Annotated in this window: 21 protein-coding genes; 5 read left to right on the forward strand and 16 right to left on the reverse strand. The window is 39.0% G+C overall.

Annotation, left to right across the window (positions count from 1 at the left end; all coding sequences use genetic code 11):
• Positions 1-32 precede the first annotated feature (32 nt).
• A complete protein-coding gene (locus tag PX700_RS02455; RefSeq protein ID WP_415636442.1) occupies positions 33-269 on the forward strand; it encodes a hypothetical protein in 237 nt (78 codons plus the stop codon).
• Positions 270-526: 257 nt separating this feature from the next.
• On the opposite strand, the gene PX700_RS02460 is transcribed toward PX700_RS02455, so the two are convergent.
• The 12 genes from PX700_RS02460 to PX700_RS02515 all read right to left on the reverse strand — a co-directional run bounded on the left by PX700_RS02460 (position 527) and on the right by PX700_RS02515 (position 14,524).
• Positions 527-1,495, reverse strand: coding sequence for a PstS family phosphate ABC transporter substrate-binding protein (locus tag PX700_RS02460; protein ID WP_197181333.1), 969 nt, complete (start codon positions 1,493-1,495; stop codon positions 527-529).
• 106 nt (positions 1,496-1,601) lie between these two features.
• Entirely contained in the window at positions 1,602-2,918 is a 1,317-nt protein-coding gene (phoR, locus tag PX700_RS02465) for a phosphate regulon sensor histidine kinase PhoR (protein ID WP_415636441.1), read from the reverse strand.
• 65 nt (positions 2,919-2,983) lie between these two features.
• On the reverse strand, positions 2,984-3,673 hold the full coding sequence (phoB, locus tag PX700_RS02470; protein ID WP_006791869.1) for a phosphate regulon transcriptional regulator PhoB: 690 nt from the start codon (positions 3,671-3,673) through the stop codon (positions 2,984-2,986).
• 729 nt (positions 3,674-4,402) lie between these two features.
• The gene (gene fba / locus PX700_RS02475; protein ID WP_182733993.1) at positions 4,403-5,467 is read right to left on the reverse strand and encodes a class II fructose-bisphosphate aldolase; all 1,065 of its coding nucleotides are present in this window, start codon (positions 5,465-5,467) and stop codon (positions 4,403-4,405) included.
• 201 nt (positions 5,468-5,668) lie between these two features.
• The gene (locus PX700_RS02480; RefSeq protein WP_024598977.1) at positions 5,669-6,844 is read right to left on the reverse strand and encodes a phosphoglycerate kinase; all 1,176 of its coding nucleotides are present in this window, start codon (positions 6,842-6,844) and stop codon (positions 5,669-5,671) included.
• Positions 6,845-6,908: 64 nt separating this feature from the next.
• The gene (gene epd / locus PX700_RS02485) at positions 6,909-7,925 is read right to left on the reverse strand and encodes an erythrose-4-phosphate dehydrogenase (RefSeq protein WP_197176256.1); all 1,017 of its coding nucleotides are present in this window, start codon (positions 7,923-7,925) and stop codon (positions 6,909-6,911) included.
• Positions 7,926-8,117: 192 nt separating this feature from the next.
• On the reverse strand, positions 8,118-8,780 hold the full coding sequence (locus PX700_RS02490) for a peroxiredoxin-like family protein (RefSeq protein ID WP_479519755.1): 663 nt from the start codon (positions 8,778-8,780) through the stop codon (positions 8,118-8,120).
• A gap of 79 nt (positions 8,781-8,859) precedes the next feature.
• Positions 8,860-9,609, reverse strand: coding sequence for an SIMPL domain-containing protein (locus PX700_RS02495; protein ID WP_415636439.1), 750 nt, complete (start codon positions 9,607-9,609; stop codon positions 8,860-8,862).
• 313 nt (positions 9,610-9,922) lie between these two features.
• Complete coding sequence (locus PX700_RS02500; RefSeq protein WP_479519756.1) at positions 9,923-10,546, reverse strand: 3'-5' exonuclease; 624 nt, start codon at positions 10,544-10,546, stop codon at positions 9,923-9,925.
• Positions 10,547-10,561: 15 nt separating this feature from the next.
• A complete protein-coding gene (locus tag PX700_RS02505) occupies positions 10,562-12,400 on the reverse strand; it encodes a DUF294 nucleotidyltransferase-like domain-containing protein (RefSeq protein WP_415636437.1) in 1,839 nt (612 codons plus the stop codon).
• 125 nt (positions 12,401-12,525) lie between these two features.
• Positions 12,526-14,250 carry a sodium:solute symporter family protein gene (locus PX700_RS02510; RefSeq protein WP_415636436.1) on the reverse strand — a complete coding sequence of 575 codons (1,725 nt, stop codon included), beginning with the start codon at positions 14,248-14,250 and terminating at the stop codon, positions 12,526-12,528.
• Between the two features lie 10 nt (positions 14,251-14,260).
• Positions 14,261-14,524 carry a DUF4212 domain-containing protein gene (locus PX700_RS02515; RefSeq protein WP_007377498.1) on the reverse strand — a complete coding sequence of 88 codons (264 nt, stop codon included), beginning with the start codon at positions 14,522-14,524 and terminating at the stop codon, positions 14,261-14,263.
• A 412-nt stretch (positions 14,525-14,936) separates the two neighbouring features.
• On the opposite strand from PX700_RS02515, the gene PX700_RS02520 reads away from it, so the two are divergent.
• Positions 14,937-18,377, forward strand: a complete 3,441-nt coding sequence (locus PX700_RS02520; protein ID WP_479519757.1) for a PAS domain-containing hybrid sensor histidine kinase/response regulator — start codon at positions 14,937-14,939, stop codon at positions 18,375-18,377.
• Between the two features lie 310 nt (positions 18,378-18,687).
• Here the strand turns inward: PX700_RS02520 and PX700_RS02525 are convergent, their stop codons facing one another.
• Positions 18,688-19,107, reverse strand: coding sequence for a VOC family protein (locus PX700_RS02525; protein WP_002962853.1), 420 nt, complete (start codon positions 19,105-19,107; stop codon positions 18,688-18,690).
• A gap of 273 nt (positions 19,108-19,380) precedes the next feature.
• On the opposite strand from PX700_RS02525, the gene PX700_RS02530 reads away from it, so the two are divergent.
• Together PX700_RS02530 and PX700_RS02535 are read left to right on the forward strand one after the other, a co-directional pair.
• Positions 19,381-19,686, forward strand: coding sequence for a hypothetical protein (locus tag PX700_RS02530; RefSeq protein ID WP_415636488.1), 306 nt, complete (start codon positions 19,381-19,383; stop codon positions 19,684-19,686).
• A complete protein-coding gene (locus tag PX700_RS02535) occupies positions 19,683-20,063 on the forward strand; it encodes a hypothetical protein (protein WP_415636434.1) in 381 nt (126 codons plus the stop codon). The genes PX700_RS02530 and PX700_RS02535 overlap by 4 nt, the downstream gene beginning before the upstream one ends.
• Position 20,064: 1 nt before the next feature.
• On the opposite strand, the gene PX700_RS02540 is transcribed toward PX700_RS02535, so the two are convergent.
• Entirely contained in the window at positions 20,065-20,886 is an 822-nt protein-coding gene (locus tag PX700_RS02540; protein ID WP_479519758.1) for a sterol desaturase family protein, read from the reverse strand.
• Complete coding sequence (locus PX700_RS02545) at positions 20,883-21,323, reverse strand: SRPBCC family protein (protein WP_415636432.1); 441 nt, start codon at positions 21,321-21,323, stop codon at positions 20,883-20,885. The genes PX700_RS02540 and PX700_RS02545 overlap by 4 nt, the downstream gene beginning before the upstream one ends.
• Before the next feature lie 97 nt (positions 21,324-21,420).
• Here PX700_RS02545 and PX700_RS02550 point away from each other — a divergent pair, with 97 nt between their 5' ends.
• Positions 21,421-22,419, forward strand: a complete 999-nt coding sequence (locus tag PX700_RS02550) for an AraC family transcriptional regulator (protein WP_415636431.1) — start codon at positions 21,421-21,423, stop codon at positions 22,417-22,419.
• 18 nt (positions 22,420-22,437) lie between these two features.
• Here PX700_RS02550 and PX700_RS02555 read toward each other — a convergent pair whose 3' ends face one another.
• Positions 22,438-23,625 (reverse strand): GGDEF domain-containing protein, encoded by a 1,188-nt coding sequence (locus PX700_RS02555; protein ID WP_479519759.1) that lies wholly within the window; start codon positions 23,623-23,625, stop codon positions 22,438-22,440.
• Positions 23,626-24,451: the final 826 nt, after the last annotated feature.

A 24,451-nucleotide genomic window follows, 5' to 3' on the forward strand; every position in this document is an offset into this window, starting at 1 on the left:
TATTATTGCGACTCACTTTTTAAGGATTAAGCATGCACACATTAATAAAAACAAGCGTAGTCGCCCTTACTTTTGCACTATTAGCAGGTTGTCAAAACCAAGTTGAAAACCCTGAAATGAACCAGTGTGCTCAACAAAATTACCAATGCGAAAGCAACTGTGAACAGCAAACAACTGCTAAGGGCTTAAAGCAACAAGTATGCTCTGCAAAATGTGTTGATAGTTATAATCAATGTAAAGCACAAGCTGAAAAAATAGGTAATATTTAATCGTTTAAAATACTGGCTTTGTTTATATTTCAGGTCTTCAATTTTAGGCACAAAAAAACCGCTCAGTGAGCGGTTTTTTATTGCTTATGATTTATTATACCAATTTTATTAAAAAAATGATCATTCTAGCGTATTAAATAACTCACTAACTACGTTAAAAATTATTTATATAGAACAACTATGTATCATAATTTTAGCCTTGTTATTGAGCTATTTTCTTATCGCTATAATGGCTCACTAATTTAATGCAATTGGTATTAGTTTAAACCAAGCTTTTTAAGTTCTGTTTCTACTAACTTTGCAGAAAGTGGTACATAACCATCTTTTTCTACAATTTGCTGACCATCTTTTGAAAGTACCATTTTTAAGAACTGTGCTTCCATTGGAGACAATGGCTTATTTGGGTGCTTGTTTACGTAAACATATAAAAAGCGAGATAATGGGTATTTACCTTGCGCAACGTTATCAAGTGTTGCATCAACAAAGTTATCGCCTTTTTTAGCTAGCGGTACGGTACGTACGCCCGATGTTTTATAACCAATACCAGAGTAACCAATTGCATTTAATGAAGATGAAATTGACTGTACTACTGATGCAGAACCCGGTTGTTCATTTACGTTATTTCGGAAATCACCTTTACACAGTGCTTTCTTTTTAAAGTAACCGTAAGTACCTGATACAGAGTTACGCCCGTATAATTGAACATCTTTAGCTGCCCAGTCACCTGTTAGGCCAACATCGCTCCAACGGTTTACTTGCTCTGGTGCCCCACACTTACGAGTAGATGAAAAAATAGCATCTACTTGGTCAATACGAAGACCTTCAATTGGATTGTCTTTATGTACATAAACCGCTAGTGCATCAATAGCAACGCGTACTTCAGTTGGTTTATAACCGTAGCGTCTTTCGAACGCTTCGATTTCTTTAGATTTCATTTTACGGCTCATTGGACCAAGGTTAGCAGTACCTTCGGTTAGTGCCGGTGGAGCAGTAGAAGAACCTGCCGCTTGAATTTGAATATTTACATTTGGGTAAATACGTTTGTACTCTTCAGCCCAAAACGTCATCATGTTGGCTAAAGTGTCAGAACCTACTGATGAAAAGTTACCTGAAACACCACTAATTTTTTGATACTCAGGAATATCTTGGTCTAAAGCAACTGCTTGTGCAGATACGAAAGTTGTAACAGCCACACCCATTGCGGCAACTAAATTTTTAAATTTCATGGTGGGTTCTCCAGTTTGTTCGTCCCATTTTCTAACTGCTGCCCACTCTAAAGTGAGTACATGACAGTTACATTACTCTTAAATGACACTTTTATGACTTGACTGATTAGCTTAATTTTTTAGTTAATGGAACTATCTTATCCATTGAAAATTCAAAGGAAAAACACGATCCTTTGTTTACTTCGCTGCTAATATTTAATTTACTATCGTGGCGCGTTAGTACATGTTTTGTAATCGCTAGCCCTAAACCTGAGCCACCCGTTGTTCTGCTACGGGCTTTATCAACGCGGTAAAAACGCTCGGTCAAACGGTTAATATGCTCAGGCGCAATACCATCACCATTATCGGTAACACTAAAACATGCTTTATTGTTTTTGCGCTGCCAGCATACTTCTACTTTACCGCCTGGTTTTGTGTAATGAATGGCGTTAAATACTAAATTAGAAAACGCACTACGCAGTTCATCCTCAGAGCCTTTAATATCAAGGGTTTTATCAATATTAAAAATAAGCTCATGGCCTTTATCTTGATTAATTGACTTTGCCTCAGTGTGAATATAACCCAATAATTGCGGTACATTTATGGCTTTATCGTTATCTTGGCGCCTCGCACCTTCTATTCGCGAAAGCGATAATAATTGGCTGACTAAGCTATCCATGCGCTTACATTGTTCAAGCATAGTATTTTGCGCTTTGTTCCACATAGCTGGGGGCGGCATCATGTCGCCATCCATCATCTCAAGATAGCCTGTAACCACTGTAAGCGGTGTACGTAGTTCGTGTGACACATTGGCAACAAAGTCTTTACGCATTTGCTCTAGCTGTTTTAAGCGCGTTACATCACGTACTACAACCATAAGTTGCGTGCTTGCATAAGGCATTACCCTAAACTCAAGTACTTGCTCAATGCTGTGGCCGTTATCAAGCTCAAGCGCGTCGTCAAACTCGCCTTTATGCATGTATTTAGCAAACTTAGGTTCGCGAATTAAATTATCAAGGCGCTGACCATGATCGGTTGGCCACTGCAAACCAAGTACCTTAAGCGCAAGTTGATTACACCACACAATACTTAAATCATTTTGCAGGACCACAACAGCATCAGGCACCGCTTCTGCACCATCACGAAAACGACGAATTAAATCGGCAAGTTCGTTACGTTTTTTACGATTGCGATGCTGAAGATGATAAATACCTTCAAATACTTGTTCCCAAGCGCCTTCACCTTCTGGCGGATTAAAACTGCGTTGATTAAGTAGCCAATCGCTCAGGCGATAGAGCTGATGATAGTGCCAAATAAGGAGGGAAAAAGATCCTAAAAATAAAAGCAAAAATGGCGCGCCAACCAGCACACCAATTAATAGTAAGGGTAAAAAATAGATAAACAGGCGCTTTACTAACGCCTGCTTATTAACAACTCGATACATACACTCACTTTACCTTAGAGTAGTAATTCATGCGTATTTCACACATAAACTAAGCTTTAAGCTGATTACAGCTTACTTGAAAAACGATACCCTGCACCGCGTACAGTTTGCACTAAGCGGTCATGTCCAAGTGGGCCAATTGCTTTACGCAGGCGACGAATGTGCACATCAACCGTACGATCTTCTACGTAAACATTAGTTCCCCATACATGATCAAGCAGTTGTTCACGGCTATAAACACGCTCTGGGTGAGTCATAAAAAAGTGCAGTAATCTAAATTCGGTTGGTCCCATATCAAGCTCGTTACCTTCTGAGGTAACGCGATGTGATATTGGGTCTAAACGCAGGCCATGTACTTCAATAGCTTCCTCTAATGAGGTTGGCGATACACGGCGAATAACCGCTTTAATACGTGCCATGAGCTCTTTAGGAGAAAACGGCTTGGTGACGTAATCGTCAGCACCTACTTCAAGGCCGCGTACTTTGTCTTCTTCTTCGCCGCGAGCTGTAAGCATAATAATTGGGATTTGGCGGGTGTGTTCGTTTTGCTTAAACTTTTTAGCAATTTGAATACCGCTTCCACCTGGTAACATCCAATCAAGTAAAACCATATCTGGATAAGGTTCAACCATAGCTGCAATAGCAGAGTCGTAATCTTCTGCTTCAATTGCTTGAAATCCATTTTGCTCTAAAACAAAAACCAACATCTCCCTGATAGGAGCTTCGTCATCTACGACTAGTACTTTACGTGACATTCCAATTTATCTCTTACGCTATCGAATTAGTTTTCATTATTATGACTAAGTATGACATTTTTATGAAAGTGTAACGTGTAAATTAAAATGGTGGTAAAAAAAACACAAATTAGTGACAAAAAACCTCATTAACGTCATATTTTTAAAACCTTTTTAATATTGAACGTAATAAAAAGAGATTTACGATAAATTTTTAAAATGTCAGAATTTTTTAAATTACCTGCTTTTTTGCCCGTATTTAAATTACTACATAATAGCGAATTAGCTGGGATCATTGTTTTACTAACCCATACCTTTTTACAGATCGACGGCTTAAAACTAACTTTAATACCATTTTAAAATCAACCACCCCGTCTGTGTCGCCATTAATACGTTTAAAAATAGATCTAAATTTTACTAAGCCTAAATTAAAGGATCAGATTTTTACCAAGCTGATCCATTCTCAGATCAGAGTTGTACCTAGTTAAAGCCATAAGTTGTTGATTGTTTGTACAAATAAATAACGATCAAATTATTTCAAAGCCTAAAATAGCGCCAAAGCGTAGTTGGCTTAGTAAAGTAATGATCCAAAAGTGCTGTGTTAGTAAATGCGTGATCCCAAAGTGCGGCGTTGATAGTACAGTGATCTGATCAATAGAAGCCGTAACTTGTAATATAAAAGCGCAGGCATTAAAAAAGCCAGCAACAAAGTTACTGGCTTTTAAAGTGATCAGTTATAAAACTAATCTATTATCTAATTTTAGGGTCTAGTTCGCCGCTTAAGTATTTAAGGTGCATTTCATCAAGTGAAATTGGCTTAATTTTACTAGCCTGACCAGAAGTACCAAACGAGTTGTAGCGTGCAACACAAATCTCTGTCATGGCTTTAGTTGCTTCAGCTAGGTATTTACGTGGATCGAAGTTAGATGGGTTTAATGCCATATGACGACGAATTGCACCAGTAGATGCTAAACGTAAATCGGTATCAATATTTACTTTACGAACACCAAACTTAATGCCTTCAACAATCTGCTCAACCGGCACACCATAAGTTTCTGGAATTTCGCCACCATACTGATTAATAATTTCTAACCATTCTTGAGGAACAGAAGATGAACCATGCATCACTAAGTGAGTGTTAGGAATACGTGCATGAATCGCTTTAATGCGATCAATCGCTAAAATGTCATCTGTTGGTGGGCGAGTAAATTTATAAGCACCGTGCGAAGTACCACAGGCAATTGCAAGTGCATCAACGTGTGTTTTATTTACAAAGTCAGCCGCTTCTTCAGGATCTGTTAGCATTTGATCAGTGGTTAATATGCCTTCTGCGCCAACACCATCTTCTTCGCCAGCTTCACCTGTTTCAAGTGAACCAAGTACACCTAACTCACCTTCAACCGATACGCCACAAGCATGAGCCATAGCAACAGTTTCGCGCGTTACTTCTACATTATATTCGTAGCTTGAAGGGGTTTTACCGTCGCTCATTAACGAGCCATCCATCATTACTGATGAAAAACCAAGCTGAATTGAACGCTGACATACACCTGGCGATGTGCCGTGATCTTGGTGCATAACAACGGGGATATGTGGCCATTCTTCAACGGCTGCTAAAATCATATGGCGAATAAATGGGGCACCGGCATAAGCACGAGCGCCAGCTGATCCTTGAACAATTACAGGGCTGTTTGTTTTGTCAGCCGCTTCCATTATTGCGCGCATTTGCTCTTGGTTATTAACGTTAAAAGCAGGTACGCCGTAACCATGCTCAGCGGCATGATCTAAAAGTTGTCGCATACTGATTAAAGCCATTGGGTATTCTCCAATTTATCGACAGTAGTTCCCTACCATCTAGTTTGAACGGATGTGTTAGTTTGGCGTTATAACAACGCCACGAAAAACTACTGCTTTGCAGTAAAATTCCGTCTAAATTAACTATTAAATTAGGGTGAGAGGTATTTAATAATTAATTGTCGGTGAGAGCTATTACCCCCTCACCTTACGCTACTAAAATTACTTAGCGCGCGACTCTAGCATTTCAACTGCTGGAAGTTTTTTGCCTTCTAAAAACTCTAAGAACGCACCACCACCAGTAGAAATATAAGAGACTTTATCGGCAATGCCGTATTTATCAATTGCGGCTAAGGTATCACCACCACCAGCAATTGAAAACGCATTTGAGTTAGCAATTGCTTGTGCAATAGCACGTGTACCATTACCAAACTGGTCAAACTCGAACACGCCAACAGGGCCATTCCATACAACAGTGCCCGCATTTGCAATAATTTTTGCAAGCTTGCTCGCTGTATCAGGACCAATATCAAAAATCATATCGTCGCTTGTTACTTCGCTTACGTCTTTAAGCGTAGCTACAGCAGATTCCGAAAACTCATTACCAACAACTACGTCAGTCGGTACAGGGATTTCACCATTATTAGCAATCGCGGCTGCACATAAACGGTTCGCTTCATCCATTAAATCAGGTTCGTAAAGCGATTTACCAACTGGGCTACCTGATGCGGCAATGAAGGTATTAGCAATACCGCCACCAGTAACTAATTGGTCAACAATTTTAGAAAGTGAATCTAAAACAGTTAGCTTAGTAGATACTTTAGAACCACCAACAATCGCCACTAATGGACGCGCTGGGTTATCAAGTGCTTTGCCTAACGCTTCTAGCTCAGCTGATAATAACGGACCTGCACATGCCACATCGGCAAATAAGCCAACGCCATGGGTCGATGCTTGTGCACGGTGAGCCGTACCAAATGCATCCATTACATATACATCACACAGTGCTGCTAGTTGCTTAGATAACGCTTCGTCGTTTTTCTTCTCGCCTTTGTTAAAGCGTACGTTTTCAAAAACAACCACTTCGTTATCAGCAATATCAACACCGTTTAGGTAATCTTTTTCTAAACGTACAGTTTGCTCAAGAGCATCGTTTAAGTAATCAGCTACAGGTGCAAGCGAAAACTCTTCATCATATTCCCCTTCCGTAGGACGGCCAAGGTGTGACATAACCATTACTTTAGCACCCATCTCAAGCGCTAATTTAATAGTAGGTAGTGCTGCACGAATACGCGCATCTGACGTCACTTTACCTGCTTTAACTGGTACATTTAAATCTTCACGAATTAATACGCGTTTGCCGTTTAAATCTAAATCTGCCATTTTTATGACCGACATGAACATCTCCTTAGTTAACGATACTGAACCTGAAAAATACGTTTAAAATTATTATATTAATAAATTACTTATTCACTGCCATCATAGCACGCGCTGTGTCGAGCATACGATTAGCAAAACCCCATTCGTTATCACACCATACTAATAACTTTATCAGTCGTTTGTGACTAACACGTGTTTGTGTACCATCAATAATACAAGAATGTGGGTCGTGATTAAAATCAACCGATACAAGCGGCTCTTCGGTATAACTTAAAATACCTTCTAAGCGGTCTTTGGCTTGCGCTTTAAGTGCATTATTTACTGCATTTAAATCTACATCGGTATTAACCGTTACACTTAAATCCATTGCCGTTACATTTATAGTAGGTACGCGTACGGCGATGGCTTCAAAACGGCCTTTAAATTTAGGTAAAATACGGTCTATACCACGGGCGAGCTTTGTATCAACTGGAATAATTGATTGGCTTGCAGCGCGAGTACGACGTAAATCATGATGATAACCATCAATCACTTGTTGATCGTTCATCGACGCGTGAATAGTCGTAATAGCGCCCGATTCAATACTAAATGCATCATCAAGTACTTTAATAACCGGCACAACACAGTTAGTTGTACACGACCCGTTAGACACAATCGTGTGTTCGCTTTTAAGCTCATCGTCGTTAATGCCATACACAATCGTAGCATCAACATCGTTATCGGCCGGATGCGAAAACAACACCTTTTTAGCGCCTGCAGTAATATGTAACTGTGCGTGTTCACGCGAGTGATAAACACCCGTACATTCAAGTACAACGTCTACATCGAGCGTTTGCCAAGGTAATTCAATTGGGTTTTCTTCACAAAAAAGTGCAATGGTATCGCCTGCAACACTAATGGTGTCTTCACCAAGTTTTACAGGAAAAGAAAAACGACCATGGGATGTGTCGTATTTTAATAAATGAGCAATAGCTTCAGGATCAGCAAGTTCGTTAATCGCAACAATTTTTATATCGTCGCTCAAACCAGACTCGTATAACGCGCGGACAATATTTCGACCAATACGACCAAAACCATTAATTGCAAGTTTGATTGCCATGAAATATAAAATCCACTCTTTTAGCGTGCAGATAAAGGCAATACGCCTTTTAGATGGCTGTATTGTAATCGACCTTGAGTATTATTATAAGAGGGTAGCATTAGAAACTTTAAATTAAGAGTAAAGAGCTTACGCGTTGCAAGCTCTTTAATGGATCTGGGCTTTTAGATTAAGCCTTGTAAATTAAGCTTTTTAAACTAGTTTTTTTAATGCATTAATTATATCTTCTGGCTCAGAGCGAGTACGGTAATCAACATCAACATAGCGCCAAGTCACTTTACCTTGTTTATCTAAAACAAAGGTGGCAGGAATAGGTAAAATACTGCCATTTCCGTTATTCAGCGACTCTAAATCTAGGCCACGGTCTACTCGCATATGCTCTAGTAAAAATGTAGGTACTTGCCATGCTACGCCGTAGCTTGCTGCTACATCCGCATTTTGATCACTTAGCACTAAAAAATCCATTTTACTTATTTCGTTTTCGCTCATTGAGCCATCAGGTACTTGCGGGCTAATAGCCACCAGCTGCGCACCTAAAGCATGAATTTCAGGTAAACGTGACTGCAGTGCTTTCAGTTGTAAATTACAGTACGGACACCAACTACCACGATAAAAAGTAATAACCACAGGTCCTTGTGCAAGTAGCTCTTCTAATAAAATTTGCTCACCTTGTTGATTCGGCAGCTCAAAGCGTGGGGCACTTTGAGCTAAATTAAGTGCATTTGCACCCTCTTGAAAGGATTTTGCTTGAGCAATACTTTCATCAACACCTTTCATAAAATCAGGATTACCTTTTCGCCCAGCGGCTACTTTTGCCTCGGTTTGTGCTTTTAATGTGTTGCCTTCATCGCTCATAGTATCGCTACCTTCAAATTAATCAAAAACTTAAAGCCAGCTTACATTATGAAAATGTATTTGAAATGAAAATTTTAGCTTATTCATCTACCTCTAAATCAAATACCACGTTTATTGATGAGGTGATGCTTATTATTGAATTGGTACTTATTATTTTATCTACATACCGTTTATGTTCGAAGGGGTTTGAATTATTTGTATAATCCGATAAAACTGAGTGCTTTGCATCGCCTTCATTATCGCCGAAATTCGTTCGGTTTGAATTTGAACTGATGCTGTAAACTTTTCCAAGTTTAGCGCCAAATGCTTTAGCAAGCAGGTTCCCTTTAGCTATTGCGTCATCTACTGCCGCTTGTGTTACCTGCGCCTCTAACAACTTTGCTTTTGAAGATACACTCTCGATTGCTATAACATTATTTATTTTTAGACTTTGTGCAAATTCAATAAAACCATCTATTTTTCTAATATCATTTATTGCTACTTTAACTGTTTTTAGCGCTAAGTACTTATCGCCTGAAACAGTCCCCGTTTCTGTACCAATAATATTGTATACATTGCTTTTTAAAGCAGATATAAAAACATCGTCTTGCTTAAAACCGTATTTATCGACTCCTTCTAGTAACAAGTTAATCTGGGCATCAAGATCTCGTTTAGCCTCAAGCAACGTATCTTTAGTGCTCGATACTTCAAAGGAAACTTGAGCCATATCAGGTTCAACTAATACCTCCGCAGTCCCTTGAACCACAATATGACGATTTGTAGGCAAGCTTGAATTAGCAAAAGTGATGAGTGGGAATAAAGTTAAGAAAATAGTAGTGATGAGTTTCATGTTCGTTCCTTGAAGTGGTTAGTTAAATAGTAATGATTACGTAAGCGTACCTATAATTATACAGGTAATAATAAAAGTAAACTGTCCTTTATTGTAGGCAGGAGTTTGCCTCGCGGCATAAAGCCGCGCCTACAGTAACCGCCTCTTTATTGTAGGTGGGAGTTTACCTCGCGCGGCATAAAGCCCCGCCTACAGTAACCGCCTCTTTATTGTAGTTTATCTCGCGCGGCATAAAGCCCCGCCTACAGTAACCGCCTCTTTATTGTAGGCGGGAGTTTACCTCGCGCGGCATAAAGCCCCGCCTACAGCCAACCTACGTCAACTCAGCTACTTTTAGCTCTTTGTCACGGCTTATTTGATGGCACTGCGCTAGCAGTAACTCGGCGGTGGCTTGTGCATCGGTCAGTGCATGATGACAATGATAGCTTGGTAACTCATAACGCGCACGGCACGCATTAAGGGTTAAATCATCTTGTTTTATTTCAGTTGAATGATGAAGTAAGCGCTTTTTCTCGATATGGAGCGTGTCGATTATGAGTTTAGGCCGCGTTGTTATATTGGCATTTTTAAGCGCTATTTTTAAAAAGCCCCAATCGAGCATGGCATTATGAAATACTAAAATACAGTCGCTAAAGTGGCTACTTAATTGCGTTAGTATGCTGTTCAGGCTTTGTCCTTTTGTTATAGCATCGTCGCTAATTCCATGAAAAACAGGACTTTGCTCAAGGCTTTTTACATCTTTATTTATAAGGTGCTGTGACTCACTCATTTTTATACATTGGTTATCTATTATCACCCATGCTACCGATACAATTTCGTGCTGTTTTGCATCAAGGCCAGTGAGCTCTAAATCAATCACTAAGTAACGTTGTTGTAAGGCATTTTTACCGAGTAATTTACGGCGCTTTAAATACCGAGTGAGCAGCTTTTTTACCATGTTAGTAATCCATCATTATAAACTGCCGCGAGCAAACTTAAACGCAGCGGCTTGCTGGGCTTGTTTAACAAGGTAAAACGCTTCTTTTAGTTGATGGCGCTCTAGTGAGTTTAATTTATTAGGATTAATACAATTACTCGGTAAGCCCTCTTCGTTTATTTGAGTACTTAAGCGAAGTTGCGTTAAAAACCGCCAGCAGTCTTTTAGGTTGTATATATCCTCTTTGCTGATCAGTTTATGTTTTAGTAGTGCGTCCAACCGCTCTTGCGTGTTGGCGCGCCTAATACCCGCTTTTAAAGCGTATAACCGCACTATGTCATTTATAATTACGACACCGCGTTTTTTTAAATCTATGTATTTATTATTTTGATCTGTTTTTTCGGTTTTAAATTTATTAAATAAACCAATTGGCACGCTGTTACTGCTTATATCGCTTGCCATTGCGGCATAGAATAAATCATTACGTGATATACGAATTAGTTGCTCGCAAAAAGCGGTGTATAAAGTGTTAGAGCCTTCTATAAAGCGCAGATCAAAAAATATTTTACAGTTAAGCATTGCATTGGGTGTCGGACTTTTTATCCATTTAAAAAAGCGCTCGCTCCAGTCGTTTACACTCATTCGACACTCATCACTGCTTGCCATAATATTACCTGGGCAACGCCTAATGCCGCATTCAACCAAGTTTTCACATACAAACTCACCCATGCTTTTAAAGTAAGCGTGCTGATCGGTGGTTAAGTCGTTTGGGAGTAATAAGCCATTGTCTTGATCTGAATGCAGGGTTTGTTCTTCGCGTGCTTGCGAGCCAAAGCAAATAAAACTAAAGCTGGTTGGCGCTGCGCCATGCTCTTCTTGAAATAAGTGAATAAGGCGCGACGTAAGCGCATCGGTTAAACCACTGAGTAATTTACCAATTAGCGATATATCGTCAATGTTGTACGAAAAACCACGCAGAAGTTCGGGGATTTCTTTTGCGTAGCGTTTTAAGTCGGTAATGGTATGTGCTTTATATATGCGTCCGATAAGCTGCACGGGGTCACTTTTTTGTTGGCGCAGTAAATCGGTGCTGGTTATCATTCCTATCGGGTTATGATTTTCGTCAAGCACGGGCAAATGGTGAATGTTGTATTTAAGCATTAAGTGCAGCGCCGAAAACACCCGGTTATTTTCAAATATAAACTTAGGTTTGGCGGTCATAATACTGCTTACTGCGTCTTGTGGATCTACTTCGTCAGCAAGTACTCGGTTACGTAGATCACGGTCGGTCACAACCCCTACTAAGTGCGCGTGCTGCGTTATCATTATTGACGACACACCATGCTCTTTCATTTTTTTAGCACTTTGTCTAATACTTGCATCGGGTGCAAGGGTAATAGCAGTGCGGGTCATCAGTTCTGATATTTTACGTTCAGACCAACTGTCGTTTTTACTTTTATAATGCGATGACAACAAGCGGTTTGCATGAGCGCGTACAAAATATTGTTCAAACGATTTATATTCTCGGCGTAAAAAGTCAAAGTCTGTTTGGGAGAGCATATACACTATGCCCTCTTTTTGTACTTCCAACCTATTTTGAATGGCCTCGCCGGTTAACAGCGACGGAAAACCAAAATAATCACCTTGTGCAAGGCGCGTTACCACATCGCCTTTGGCATCAACTAAATCGTATAGACCAGAGCGAATTAAAAATAGTTTGGGGTTTTCACTTTGTAACCACTGCGCTTGGTTTTCGCGTGTAAGGTAAATAACATCGAGGTGATTTACAAAGTACTCGCATGCACTGCTGTTAAGGAGGCTAAAAGGCGCTTGCAAACATACATACTGGGCTATTTCTTGTTGTTCTACACTCATTGTATTCGCTCTTTAAATGGTGATGTACCAATCTAATGTACTTATTTATTAAACAAATAAAAAGCCCGACTAAAGTCGGGCTTTTGGTGCTTTATGATTTTTAAATCTAGCCTATAAATTGTAGCCTAATGATCATGCGCTTCTGCAGACCCTTTAGGGTTACGAATACCTTCAACCATTAGTTGAATTTCTGGTGGTGTAGGTTGGGTAAACTTAAGAACAATTGCAGCAACTGCAAAGTTAATAATCATACCAATTAGACCAATACCTTCAGGCGAAATACCTAAGAACCAGTTTTCAGGGCTGTTAAGCTCAGGGCTAACAAACTTGAAGAAGATAATATACGCAGCGGTAAAGCCAATACCCGTTACCATGCCTGCAATTGCGCCTTCGCGGTTCATTGTTTTAGAGAATATACCCATAATAATTGCTGGGAAGAAACTCGCTGCCGCTAGGCCGAATGCAAATGCCACTACCGATGCCACAAACCCAGGCGGGTTAATACCAAAGTACGCGGAGATAACAATAGCGACCATGGCTGCCAACCTCGCTGCAAGTAACTCTTGCTTGTCGGTAATATCGGGCTTGAGAGTTCGCTTGAGTAAATCGTGCGAAACGGAGGTTGAAATAACCAGTAGTAAACCGGCTGTTGTAGAAAGCGCAGCGGCAATACCACCTGCAGCTACAAGTGCGATTACCCACGCTGGTAAGTTAGCAATCTCTGGATTAGCTAATACCATAATGTCGCGGTCTACGTTTACTTCGTTAGCACTGTTCGGATCGGTAATTTTACCCGCCGTGTAGAACATTTTGCCATCGCCGTTTTTATCATTAAATGTAATTAAACCTGTGCGTTCCCAGTTTTTAATCCACCCTGGTGCTTCTGCGTACTCTGTACCACTGCCGTCTTTACCGTTTATGGTATCAATCATGTTTACACGAGCAAACGAGGCAACCGCTGGTGCTGTGGTATAAACAATCGCAATAAATACTAATGTCCATGCTGCAGAAATACGTGTGTCTTTTACGCGAGGTACAGTGAAAAAGCGAACAATTACATGTGGTAAACCCGCAGTACCTACCATTAACGCGCCAGTAATAGCGAACACGTCAATCATGCTCTTAGAGCCTTCGGTATATTGTGCAAAACCAAGTTCAGCGCTTAAGCCATCTAGTTTATCAAGTACGTACACGCCATCGCTGCCAATTAATGTGGCACCAAAACCGGTTTGTGGGAAGAAGTGACCCGTCATCATCATCGAGATAAAAATGGCTGGTACAAGGTAGGCAAATACAAGTACACAGTACTGCGCTACTTGAGTGTAAGTTATGCCTTTCATGCCGCCAAGTACCGCATAAAAGAATACAATCACCATACCAATGTAAACACCGGTTTCAATTTCTACTTCTAAAAAGCGTGAAAATACCACGCCTACGCCACGCATTTGCCCTGCAATGTAAGTAAAACAAATGAATATGGCACATACAATTGCCACTAAACGTGCGGTGCGTGAATAGTAACGGTCGCCAATAAAATCAGGAACAGTAAACTTGCCGAATTTACGTAAGTAAGGCGCTAAACACATGGCTAATAGTACATAACCACCTGTCCACCCCATTAAGTAAACGCTGCCATCGTAACCTGCAAACGAAATAATACCCGCCATTGAAATAAACGACGCGGCGCTCATCCAATCGGCTGCTGTTGCCATACCATTAGCAAGAGGAGGTACGCCGCCACCCGCTACATAAAACTCTTTAGTTGAACCCGCTCGAGCCCAAATTGCTATGCCGATATAAAGCGCAAAGCTTAAACCAACAATTATAAACGTGAGTGTTTGAACATCCATTGCTTAGCTCCTATTCGTCTACGCCGTATTTTTTATCTAACGTATTCATTTTGAAAACGTACACAAAAATCAAAGCAACAAAGGTATAAATCGCGCCTTGCTGGGCGAACCAGAAGCCAAGTTTAAACCCAAAAAAACGTACTTCATTAAGTACATCAACCAGTAATATGCCAAACCCAAAAGACACGATAAACCACACTGCTAAGAGTTTAAATAACAGCGAAATGTTTTCTGCCCAATAAGCTTTTGCTTGTTCTTCATCTTTAAAAGCCATTTTTGTTTTCCCCTTTAAGCACCGCAATATCGCGATGAGTGGTTTTTTATCTTCGCTTACCAATTTAGCAACGCTGGTTAAATATTGAATTGAGACAATAGTCGTAACAGCTTATTAACGTTTACGTAAACTGCAGATTAAGTTCTATTTAAAACATAAAAAACTTTTTAATTACATAGAGTTAATCATTTATGGATATTTAAAATACAGCAAATGTTACAAATTAGTTAATACTGCGACATTAGTCTAATATAATTCCAAATTTAAATTTAAACCTTTAAATTCATAATCTTATAAAATAAATACTATTTAGAAATAAAAATCTGCACGCACACTCGCTAGGAGTTCTGGTATTGTGTTAATTCCTCATAGGGTTGAGGAACTATTTAAAATAATAAGGTTTAATAACAACATGACTGCCGTACTCATTATTGTTGCTTTAAGTTATATAGGTGTGCTGTTTTGGCTTGCCAACTGGGGCGATAAAACAACACCTTTGGCAAAGCGTATTAGCCACCATCCTTTTGTATATTCGCTGTCATTAGGTATTTATTGTACGTCGTGGACTTATTACGGCTCGGTAGGTACAGCGGCTACCAGCAGCTGGAGTTATTTGCCCATTTTACTTGGCCCTGCCTTGTTGTTTTTTTTCGGCCAAGGTTTTTTACGTAAACTGGTACTTGTGAGTAAAAAGCAAAACATAACCACTATTGCCGATTTTATTTCAGCTCGCTATGGCAAACGTCAAACCACGGCAATTATGGTTACAGTGATCGCCTTGCTCGCTACTATTCCCTATATTGCACTGCAGTTAAAAGCGCTTAGTACCAGCTTTTTACTGCTGCAAAGTAGCACTAAAATATCGGGCGATATGTTGGCGCTTTCGGCTACATTAATTATGGCTTTGTTTGCCATATTTTTTGGTACTCGCAAAGTGGATGTAACCGAATATCGTTCGGGGTTAATGCTCGCTGTTGCCTTCGAATCAATGATTAAACTAATTGCCCTTATTGCTGTTGCTGGACTTGCGGTATTTACACTCTTTAACTTGCCCGAAACCACTGCAAATAAAGTAACCGAATCGATTTGGGATCACTGGACCAACTTTAACTTTTTTAGTTTTAACTTTATTGGTCAGTCCTTAATGGCGGCAGCCGCTATTATATGTTTACCACGTCAGTTTCATGTAACCGTGGTCGACAACCAAAACAAACGCCACTTACTTACCGCTCGCTGGGCTTTTCCGCTGTACTTACTGTTAACTGCGGCAATGATTTTACCTATTGCCACAGCCGCTATTCATCCTGAAATTGGCAGTGGTTATTCACCAGATAGCTTTGTACTTGCCCTGCCGCTCATTAACGACAATGCCTTTTTAACCACCTTTGTATTTATAGGCGGTTTATCGGCCGCCACCGCAATGATAGTAGTCGCTACACTGACGCTAAGTACCATGATTTCAAACGATGTTGTGCTACCACTTATGCTTCGTCGTAAATTTAAACGTAACTTAATCACTACCAGTTATAAGTCTCGTATTTTACTTGTAAGACGCTTTGCTATTGCGGGCATTTTAATACTGGCCTACTTTTACCAGCAATGGTTTGGGCACAGTAGTGCGCTGGCGAGTATGGGTTTGGTGGCTTTTTCACTTGTTACGCAATTACTGCCTTCTATTGTGGGCGGATTATATTGGCGAAAAGGCCATGCATATGGCGTGTACGCAGGCTTAGTTGCAGGTTTTATTTGCTGGATACTATTTTTAATGCTGCCAATACTCGACGCTGGCGCAACACTTGATAGCGAGCTACAGCAAACACTAATAACGCGCGGAACCTTAATTGCGTTGTTTGCCAATATTGGGTGTTATATTAGTTTTTCACTAGGGGCAGAGGAGCGCCTAATTGATAAAATTCAGGCCGCTGCTTTTGTTAATCCCAAAGATCAGGCTATTTTAGCAAGACGCTTAAACAAAGATGTAAAAGCCACTGTTTACGACTTTAAAATACTACTGCAAACCTTTTTAGGGATTCAGCGCAGCCAGCAGGTATTAGCGCATTACGCTCTTGCACATCATTTAAGCGATAATAACGCACACCCAGAACCCGAATTTATAGCTTACTGCGAACGTGCATTAACAGGCGTGCTGGGCGCATCGTCGGCGCAGGCATTAATACACACAGTTTCGTCTGGTAAACGCATGGCGTTTGAAGAAGTGGTCAACTTTTTTGACGAAACCACTCAAGCGCTGCAATTTAATCAAAACCTATTGTTTACTTCGCTCGAAAATTTAAGCCATGGTATATCGGTTGTTGATAAAGATTTAAAGCTGGTGGCATGGAACAAACGCTACAGCGAAATGTTTGGCTATCCTGAAGGTTTTTTAGAAGTAGGCCAACCCATAGAAGACATTATTAGATACAACGCTAACCGTGGTGAATGTGGCCCTGGAGAAATAGAGCGCCAAGTAGAAAAACGCGTGCAGCATTTAAGATATGGCAGCTCGCATCACTTTATTCGCCACCGTCGTAATGGACAAGTGTACGAAATGATTGGTAACCCGCTGCCCGATGGCGGCTTTGTTACCAGCTTTTCGGATATTACAAACCACATAAGTACGCAAAATGCGCTTGAAGAAGTAAACATGGATCTTGAAAACCGCATAGAAGCGCGTACTCAAGAAGTACAAACCATAAATAAAGACCTACAAGCCCAAATAGATAGCCGTGTTCAAACAGAGCAAGCACTTACCTTAGCCAAGCGCGAAGCAGAGCAAGCCAACGACAGTAAAACACGCTTTTTAGCATTGGCGAGCCACGATATTTTACAGCCATTAAACGCAGCGCGTTTATACCTTGCTGCCATTGACGAAAAACAGCTCGACAGTACTAACCAAAACAGCTTTGAAAAACTAGGCGACAGTCTCGACTCAACCGTGCATTTAATGTCAGCACTGCTTGAAATAGCTAAGTTAGAACAAGGCGCTATGACCCCAACCCCTCGCCACTTTTATATTGAAGAAATTTTAGCGCCGCTACAAAGTGAATACGCTATTTTATCGAGCGATAAAGGTCTTAAGTTGAGTATGCGTTCAAGCCATCAAGTAGTGCACAGCGATATAACCTACTTACGCCGAATTATTCAAAACTTAGTTTCTAATGCGGTTAAATACACCGATAACGGCCGTGTATTAATTGCCTGTAGGAACCGAAAGCACAATTTACGAATAGAAGTATGGGATACCGGCCCAGGTATTAGCGAAGTAGAGCAAGCTAAAATATTTAACGACTTTTACCGTGTTGAGTCGGGCGATAACAAAGGCGTAGGCTTAGGCTTAGGTGTTGTAAAACGTATGGCTGACTTATTAAGTTTGCCCCTTGATGTGCATTCGGAGCCTAATAAAGGTAGCCGTTTTAGCATTGAAGTACCTTATGGAGAAGAGCAGTTTGTGCAACAAAAAAGTACCACAAACAGCCTAATAGAAAACCGTGCAGCAATTAATATTGTAGCCGTAGACGACGACCCAGAAAACCTAGCTGCAATGGCGAGCTTACTTAAAAAGTGGCAAGCTAATTACACCCTGTTTGATAACGTAGATAATGTACTCGCACATGCTAAGCAAAACGGTGCACCCGACGTTATTTTAATGGACTATCAATTAGGTAATGACTGCGATGGCATAACGCTAATTAAAACCCTGCGCGAAATTTGGCAAAGCCAAGTACCTGCTATTTTAATAACCGCAGTGCGCGACACCGAGCTTAAGCAAGAAACTAAAGCCGCTAATATTCATTATTTAAGTAAGCCAATTAAACCAGGCAAACTAAAAGCGTTGCTTAATCACAGTACATAATTTCAGTAGCAGGCTTTAACAGGCATAAAAAAATAGGCTCTAACAATTGTTAGGACCTATTTTAAAATGTTTAAATATCTAACAACGATCGAAAACAATCAATATTACTCAATAATACCAATCTGCTTATATACGGGGTCTATTTAACGTTAAGAAAATTACGCTATAACTAGGCAAACATTTTTGTATCTAGTTGTTCTAAATAAAAAATTTTTAACGACGTTATAGTGAAATTTAATTCGTTAAATTGATCAAAGATTTATGCAGATTGGTATAAGATGGCTTTTTAGCCTTATTAGCAAAGTAATATTTATACTTTTTTAAACAAAACCTCTGGGTTTACCATGGTTTTCATTTCAAGCACATTGCCATTTGGATCTTCAATAAAAAACGTTTCTTGCTCAAACTCATCACCAATAAAACGACGGTATGGTTTATCTAGGTATTCAATACCCGCATCTTCAATACGTTTTTTTAATCCATTAAATTCATCTTCAGATAAGTGAATCCCAAAGTGAGGTACTGCAACTGCGCCCATATCTACGTCGTGGCGAACTGTCGGTAAGCGCTCAACGCTTTGGTGCAAGGTAAGTTCATTACCCCAAAAATCTATATCTACCCAGCGACCTTCTTCACTATTACCCGTTTTGCAGCCTAGTACGTCACAATAAAACGCTTTAGCCACTTTTAAATCGCCAGCTGGAATAGCCAGATGCAAACAGTTAGACATAAATTACCCTTGGTTAACTCTTTAATATATTAAATTATCACTATTATACATAACTTGTGATTTATAGAACATTAACAACGATACTATTAAGCATATTTAATACCTAATAGTCGTTTAAAAAACACTCTTTTTAGGTTTGTAATTACTTATAACATTTATTTGTTAGAGAGTATTAGAAAGCGCAAAAGGATTAGTTTAAAATGCGCGGCTATGATCAAATTCTTATCTTTAAAATTCATCACTTTCTTTTTAGGCTTTGTAGCTTGCTTTGCTATGCACACTACTTTTGCACTACCTTTAGTAATTTCTGCAGCGCTAACGGGACTTATTGGCTCGTTTATTCCTTTTCCTGAGCGTTATAAAAACCATCCGTATGCTGCAATTTATGCTGGGAGCTTTGCGGGCATGTGCTCAACACATTTAATTACCAGTTACTGGGAGATTGCTATTATTTCGCTTATTGGCTCAAGTTTATATGTGCTCACTATGAACATGTTTACAGGTTTTGGTGGCAAGCTTGGTAGTGTTGCTTTTGCAAGTGTGGCACTTTTTGTATTAGCCAGAGGAATAGTCCTGTGAGTATTGAATACTCTTTACTGGTACTTCTTGGGGCTTTTTTAACATTTTATTTAGCTAAACATAGCCGCTTTGACGGCGTAAGAGCATCGTCTTCACTTTCTATTATTGCTTATTTAATTTTTAGCGCCTTAAATTTGAATCCAGATTTATACGCGATTATATTTTTTGGCGGTACATTTATAGGTATGAGCGCCCCACATCGCTTTGGTATTTATACCGTAGCAAGTTCATCTATCTTGTTTTCAATACTGTTTGAGCACCTCGTACCAAAACTTGACGGCTATGGCGGTGCACTAGGTATTAGTGCATTTTTGTCTGTTTGTATTTGCCATACTTGTATTTTACTAGGTGCCCCAAGAAGTAAAAAGCCACAATAACTTACTTACGTTTAATACTAGTTGTAGGGTAGCCAAATAGCACTCTACATTTAGCTTTTATTCCTGATGCCTTATAAACACTTTTAAATAAGTGCTCCCACTGATGAAACGTAATAACGACTGGGTTATTGCTATTAAGCTGCCCTATAATGCCGTATTTACAAGGCTTTGATTTATCTTCTTCTACAAAGGTGCCAAATAACTTATCCCAAATGATAAGTACACCGGCAAAGTTTTTATCAAGGTAACCTGCATTTATTGCGTGATGAACTCGATGATGCGAAGGCGTGTTAAATACTTTTTCAAACCAGCCTAATTTCCCCACTATTTGGGTGTGTACAAAAAATTGATACGCCAAATTTAGTGCAACGACGCTAAATACTGTAAGTGGCTCAAATCCAATTAAAATCATAGGTAACCAAAACACCCACATACCGGCTACGGGGTACATTAAGCTTTGCCTAAATGCAGTAGTAAAATTCATTTTAGTTGAACTGTGGTGAACCACATGCGCGGCCCACAGCCAATGAACATGATGCGATGCTTTATGAAACCAATAATATAAAAAATCTTGTAATAAAAATGCAAATGCGATACTTAACACGCTCACTTCAATATCAAACAACCTATATTCATAAAGCCAATTAAATAACGGCATTAACAGCAGTAACGCAATAGCATCTGCGCCTTGGTGCAATAGCGCTAACGCTGTATTCGCTAGACTATCTTTTATGTCGTAGTGACGCTTAAATTTAATAAATTCACAGCAAACAAATATTAAAAATATTGGACTAAGCGCGAGCAAGATAATTTCTGAATTCATATTTCACCTGCCAAAAAATAATTATTTAAATTGTTTAACGCTTGGGTTATATCTTTTGTAATAACGTATTTGAGTAATGCATTTGGTATCCACCACGGTGCCGAGCAACGTATATAATAGTTAAGCTCGGTAACATTAGGCTCTTTATTTGCTGCCAGGCATATATCGCCTCGATGATTAGCAACTGGCTTATCGCCTACTATTTGGTAACAAATATGATTTTGATCGGCACTAATTATTCGTTCTGAAAACGTTATTTTTCCTATTTTCACTTGCCTAACAGATCCTTTCCCACCTTTTATTTGCCCTTCGTCTTGTGCTTGTAATAGCTTAAATTTAGCGTTAAAAAATCGATGTAACTGTTGATGATCCAATAGTGTGCTTATTATTTGCTTTGGCTGTGCATTAACCGTTTGTTTTATTGTTATAAGTATCATTTTTATAGCAAGAGGTTATTAGGCATTCAACTAGCATATAAAAATTTAACGTGGCAAACTTGCTAATACACGACTATTTTTTAGCTTTAGATGACAAATGCACACATTAGCTGATCATTATTTTTCGAGTATTCTCGATTACTTACAAGCACAAGGCATTAGTGCTGAAACGGCTTTGCACGCTATTAACTTTGACGAATTTAGCAATCAGCATATTCATCAACTAGCGCCGCGTATTAGTTTAAATAGTTACAATGCCTTATTAATTTATGGCGAACAAAGCCTTAACGACTCTCTTTTTGGTTTTACCCTAGGTCAGCAAATTCGTACTGCTGACTACGGTGTTTTGGGTTACTTAATTGAATCGAGCGACAACTTAAGCAGTGCTATAAAAGCATTGTTAAGTTACGACAGCCTAGTGGCTGATATTGGTAAAGCGCAGTTTGAATTAAACAATGACACGGCAATTGTTCGTTGGGTCGCTCATAAAAGCTGTAATGAGCACGTTGTTTTACGAAATATGACTGCCTGGGTAAGCGTTATTCGTCAGTTAATAAATCTAACGCTTTCGCCAAGTAGTATTAGCTTTACTTATAATTGGCTGCCATCGCAAAGGCGCGTTCTTGAATCGTGGTTTAAATGCCCTGTAAAAAGTAGTGCTGAATATAATCAAATCAGCTTTCCGAGCTATTATTTAACGCTGCCTTTTAAAACTGATAACGCCATTATTAATTCTACTTTTAAGCAATTATCAGAGCAGCAACTCTCTAACTTTAAAAGCCAGCAATGTATAAGCGATAAAGTTAATCAGTTACTTACAGCTAAAACCACGTTGCAAAACTGCAACTTAATAGCCATAGCTAATGCACTTAATTTAACACCCCGAACGCTCCAACGACGCTTAAAACAACAAGATTTAACCTTTGCTCAGTTACTTGAAAAAGAAAGAAAAAAACGTACTAATACCTTAATTGGCAATACACCTTTAATAGAACTGACAAATATTTTAGGCTTTAAAGATCAGAGTTCTTTTAATCGTGCTTTCTACCGATGGTATGGCCACTCTCCGAGTAAGTATTTAGGTAAAAAAGCTTAAATACTTACGTAATCAAAGCTATTTACTTACGTTATTACGGCCATTTTTCTTAGCTCTATACAAAGCTAAATCAGCGTTTTTTAAGGCTTGATCAAAGCTTTGTTTTGCGACTCTTTGCGCTACGCCAATAGAGACAGTCACATTAACTGTTTTGTAATCACTTACCTTTTTCGATTTTCTGGAGTTTTTGTCTGTTCTTTTTGGGTTACGTATAACCATGCCATAAGTTGCAATGCTTTCCCTCAGGGCATCTAACTCAGGGATTGCTTGCTCTATAGATTTACGGGGAAATACTACCGTAAACTCCTCTCCCCCATAGCGATAAATTTTACCACCACCTTTTACGCCTGCCATTTTTGCTGCAACTAATTTTAGTACTTGATCACCAATATCATGCCCATAAGTATCATTAAACTTTTTAAAATGATCGATATCAAGCATAGCAACTGTGTATTTTCTGCCTAAAGATAATGCAAGCTGATTTAAAGCTCGACGAGTAGGGAGGCTAGTTAAGTCGTCCCTATACGCTAAATAATATGAGTCTGTACTTACTGCTAATAAATATATAGATGACATAGCAACAGCAATAACAGACCAAGGTAATGTAATTACATGAAGTTGATTTAAATACCAAACAACAAAAGTTACTAGTAATATCGTTTGTGTTAAGTCATGATTTCGTAAGCTTCGCCATAATAATACAATTCCAATTACTCTTAATGGCAAAAAAATTGGGATATATGGCGTTATCTGTTTCCATATTTCAGTGTTAGGAAATAACTCTACAAAACTACCACTTACTTTAAGCCAAGCAAACGTAATCCCACCACAAAAAACAATAAGTACGACACGAGTAAGGGTGTGTATTGAGAAGATAGCCCTATCTTTCATGAATGCGAGCAGCAGTAATAAACTTGCTCCACATAAGAGTAGCCACTGGGAGTTACCAACCAACCATTTAGACCACGTAAAAGTAGACTGCTCACTTATTAAATATAGTCCCCATAATAAACATAAAATAGCAATACGACTTCGATTAAACTGAGTTGCGAATACAGCTGTAATAATAAGTAAGGGAAATACTAAATAATTTATAATTGTTAGTTTGTCTTGCCATAAAGCCTCAAAGTGTATTAAACCAAAAAAAAGACCTGAAACACCAAGAGCGCTTAAAAAAGTAGACTTAATCCCTTTAAAATCCAACAACTGAAACTCCAACAACGCTAACCGAAAAATAGATACATTATTGTATTGATATGAATATTATTTTCTACTTTTATATTAAACTAAAAACAAAAACACATACTTTAGGATTTTATTTTGAAGAAAAAATAATGATATTTCTAAATTTCAATAAGAGTAATTTCATACTTAGTTTAAATTTTCAACATGGCTGAATTGACTATACATACGATTAATATCAAAAAGATAGGACACTTACATGATTCAAGCAGTTATAAACACCTATTAACAATGCTAGGCGTGTTGATCTTTCGTGATTGATTTTGCAGCTGTATGTTTGGTTTTTAGGCAAGGCAGAGCCTATGTAGTGTGGTTATTCCCCATAAATTGGCGATAACGCAGCATAAATGCCAAACATGCGCTGCCCTTTGGGTTCTTTCTAGGGACGATTAACTCTTTGTTGCCTGCATGGATGTAGATAAGGGGCGTGAGCAGGACGCGGAAGCTTTGCTCGGTTTTTACTTAGCCCACTAGGTTACAAACCTCGCGCCGCGATTAAATCGTCCCTAGATTGAACAAATTTCAATCTACAAAGGTCAACACGCCCTAGTTATATTAAAAAACGACAGCGTTAATTATTCATGCGTATAACTAATTAATGATTTCGGTTAACGCTTTAAAACAAATTTGAAAAACTAAAATAAGTTCACGCCAAACATCTCTCAATGGATAACTAAGTACATAGAATGTACACCATAAAAACCATAAAAATAAAACCCAATAAAATTGGTATAACAAAAAATCATTTAAAAAACATTTAGCTTTACTAATTGGTAAGTTTTAATTGTTA

This window comes from Pseudoalteromonas sp. TP27, from assembly GCF_056470645.1.